Source organism: Streptomyces sp. NPDC127197, from assembly GCF_042672405.1.
GTDB classification, from domain to species: domain Bacteria; phylum Actinomycetota; class Actinomycetes; order Streptomycetales; family Streptomycetaceae; genus Streptomyces; species Streptomyces flavusporus.
In genome coordinates this window covers 1-3,368 of record NZ_JBHXVG010000114.1, presented here as the reverse complement: position 1 = coordinate 3,368, position 3,368 = coordinate 1, and the positions used below count along the sequence as shown (strand labels likewise).

2 protein-coding genes and 1 pseudogene are annotated in these 3,368 nt (G+C 68.9%); 1 reads left to right on the top strand and 2 read right to left on the bottom strand.

Going from position 1 to position 3,368, the window contains the following annotated elements; all coding sequences use genetic code 11:
• Window positions 1–95: 95 nt before the first annotated feature.
• Window positions 96–991, top strand: a pseudogene (locus tag ACFVJQ_RS45670) (IS630 family transposase); the annotation flags it as partial.
• A 61-nt stretch (window positions 992–1,052) separates the two neighbouring features.
• Here ACFVJQ_RS45670 and ACFVJQ_RS45665 read toward each other — a convergent pair.
• Complete coding sequence (locus ACFVJQ_RS45665; RefSeq protein WP_385791881.1) at window positions 1,053–1,706, bottom strand: class I SAM-dependent methyltransferase; 654 nt, start codon at window positions 1,704–1,706, stop codon at window positions 1,053–1,055.
• A 236-nt stretch (window positions 1,707–1,942) separates the two neighbouring features.
• Window positions 1,943–3,208, bottom strand: coding sequence for an IS701 family transposase (locus ACFVJQ_RS45660; protein ID WP_385791880.1), 1,266 nt, complete (start codon window positions 3,206–3,208; stop codon window positions 1,943–1,945).
• Window positions 3,209–3,368 lie beyond the last annotated feature (160 nt).

Below are 3,368 nucleotides of genomic sequence, written 5' to 3'. Positions count from 1 at the left end.
TCACTGTCTTCAGAAGCACGAACTGTTCGACGAACAGACCGCATTCCCCACCCCGCTTGCCGCCGCAGCTTGACTCTTAGCGCCGTGAGGTGTCTCAGTGGGCGGGAGGCCGTCCCCGCCTGCTCGACCGTGACGCCGAGGACTTCGTCATCCAGACGGCCTCCACCCGCCCCAGCCTGCTCGGCCTGCCCTTCACGCGCTGGTCGGTGCGGAAACTCGCCGTCTACCTGCGCAGAGCCCCGGGACGGTGCATACGCATCAGCCGGGAGACCCTGCGGTGCCTGCTCATCCGACGCCAGATCACCTTTCAACGGACCAAGACGTGGAAGGAGTCCACCGACCCGGACAAGGACGCCAAGCTGGACCGGATCGAGTACGCCCTCAACGAGCGCCCCGACCGCACCTTCGCCTTCGACGAGTTCGGCCCACTGGGCATACGCCCGACCGCCGGGACCTGCTGGGCCAGGCAGGGAAGCCAAACCGGCTCCCGGCCACCTTCCACCGCACCCACGGAGTGCGCTACTTCCACGGCTGCTACTCCGTCGGCGACGACACGCTCTGGGGTGTCAACCGGCTTCGCAAGGGCACCGATCACAGCCTCGCCGCGCTCAAGAGCATCCGGGCCGTCCGCCCGGACGGCGCCCCGATCCACGTCATCCTCGACAACCTCTCCGCCCACAAAGGCAGCAAGATCCGCCGATGGGCGGCCAGGAACAAGGTCGAACTCTGCTTCACGCCGACCAACGCGTCCTGGGCCAACCCCGTCGAGGCGCACTTCGGGCCGCTACGGCAGTTCACCCTCACCAACTCCAACCACCCCAACCACCCCAACCACACCGCCCAAACCCGCGCGCTGCACCACTACCTGCACTGGCGCAACCGGAACGCCCGCCATCCCGACGTCCTGGCCGCCCAGCACCGGGAACGCGCCCGTATCCGCAGCGAGAAAGGCATCCGCTGGGGCGGCCGCCCTCTCAACCCCGCGGCCTGACCGCCGCGCCGTGACCGTCGGCGATCTGACACGAGCGGCCTCGCCGCAGGAACAAGCCCCGTCAGGCCCTTTCGGGCTTGCGGGCCAGCAGGCAGGCGTGCGGTCTCTTCACCCGTCCGCCAGGCTCCTGCTCCAGCCTCGCGGTGACGACGAGTCCGGCCTGCTCCATCAGGCCAACCATGCGGTCCAGAGGCAGGAGGTACGACTCGTAGGACACCGGACGGCCATAGCCCTGGGTCGGCTGCAGCCGTTCATCGCCGACATAGTCTCCCCAGAGCAGGTAGCCGCCGGGCGCGAGCGTGCGGTGGAACTCGGCGAACACCGCCGGCAACCACTGCGGGGGCGTGTGGTGGGTGGAGTACCAGGCCAGGATGCCGCCGAGCTCGTCGTCCCTCATCTCCAGCGCGGTCATCGAGCCCGCGGTGAACCGCAGGTTCGGATAGGCGTGCCGGGCCAGCCCGATCATCTTCGGCGACAGATCGACGCCGAAGGCGGACACCCCCAGCCCGGCCAGGTGCGCCGTCACGCGGCCGGGGCCGCATCCCAGGTCCGCGACCGGCCCCAGACCGGCCGTCCGCACGAGTTCGGCGAACCCCGCCAGCATCGCGCGTGACAGCGGGTCCATCGCGGCTGGAGGCGGGACGCGTTCGACGTAATCGGCGGCGACCGTGTCGTACGACTCGCGCACGGCGGTCAGAAAGGAGGGCTCAGCCATGCGGGCGACCTTAGACCAGGGAACTGACAGGCCGTGTCACGACCTTGAGTTGACCTGCGCGACATCCATCGCCGTAGACACCCGGCAGAACCCACCTCGGTGAAGGTTTTCGGTCACGGCACTAGTAGGGCTTGGTCAGGTTGGTATCGGTGCTGGTATGTCGCGGTGACAGGTGGGGCAGGCGCCGGTCCATATCGCGAGGAGTAACTGCAGCTCGCGGACGATCCGGTAGAGGCTCAGGCCGGCGCCGTCTCTTTTGGGGAGCGGGCCAGTCGCTGGAGCGTGCAGAAGGCGTGAGCGGCGGAGACGAGGGTGACGTGGTGGTGCCAGCCGTTCCAGGTGCGGCCCTCGAAGTGGGCCAGGCCCAGGGCCTGTTTCATCTCGCGGTAGTCGTGCTCGATCCGCCAGCGCAGCTTGGCCAGCCGCACGAGCGTGGTGAGCGGGGTGTCTGCGGGCAGGTTGGAGAGCCAGAACTGCACCGGCTCCGGCTCGGTGGCGGGCCACTCGGCCAGCAGCCAGCAGGCGGGCAGTTCCGGGCCGCAGGTCGCCTTGCGGATCTCGCGGCCGGCGGGCCGGATACGCAGGGCCACGAAGCGGGAGTACATGCGCTTGAACCCGCTGCGGCCGGTGCCCGGGCGGGAGCCCTCCCGCCACTGCACGGGCCGGACCGCCTGCTTCCCCGTGGCGATGACCAGCTCTTTCACACTTTTCGGCGCCTCGGGGTAAGCCGGCGCCGGTGGGCGTCCGCGGCCGGTGTAGGGCGGGGTGTGCGGCGTCGCGTCGTGCGGGTGGGCGGTGACGGTGGTGGAGATGCCGACCACGTAGTTGAGCCCGCGTGTCTCCAGACCGAGCCGGAAGGCGGCGGTGTCTCCGTAGCCGCCGTCGGCCACGGCGAGCGGGACATCGACGCCCCAGGACCGGGTCTCGTCGATCATGTCCAGGGCCAGTTGCCACTTCTCGACATGGCCCACGTCCGGCGGGATGCCGCACCGCTCGCGGCGGGCCACCTTGGCGGGATCGGCCTGCGGCGAGGCGGGATCCCAGCTCTTGGGGAGGAACAAGCGCCAGTCGATCGCCGCCGAGGCGGTGTCGGAGGCGAGGTGCAGGGACACGCCTGCCTGGCAGTTGGTGACCTTGCCGGCGGTGCCGGTGTACTGCCGCGATACACAGGCCGACGCGTCGCCGTCCTTGAGGAAGCCCGTGTCATCGATGATCAGCGCGGTCGGTTTGATCGCCGGAGCCATCTTCCATGCGAGGTGGGCACGCACATGTGCCGGATCCCACGGGCTGGTGGTGATGAAGTGGGCCAAGGCCTGGCGGTTGCCGTCCTCACCCAGCCGGGCGGCCATCGGCTCCACCGATTTGCGCTGCCCGTCCAGCAGCAGACCCCGCAGATACACCCCGCCCCACCGACGCTGATCCGCCCGGGCGAACGACTCGAACACATCCGCCGCGAAGTCCTCCAGACGGCACCGGACTTCATCCAACTCCCCAGGTGTCACACCCAGCCAACGACATAGCCCCTCAATGAGACACGCCACCACCGAATGCACCTGACCAAGCCCTACTAGTGCTGAGTTCCTCTTTGGCTGGGTATATGTCCTGGCGGCGGGGTAGTTGACGGTGCTCGGGGGCGGGTGCTGAACGATGGTCTTATGGGCA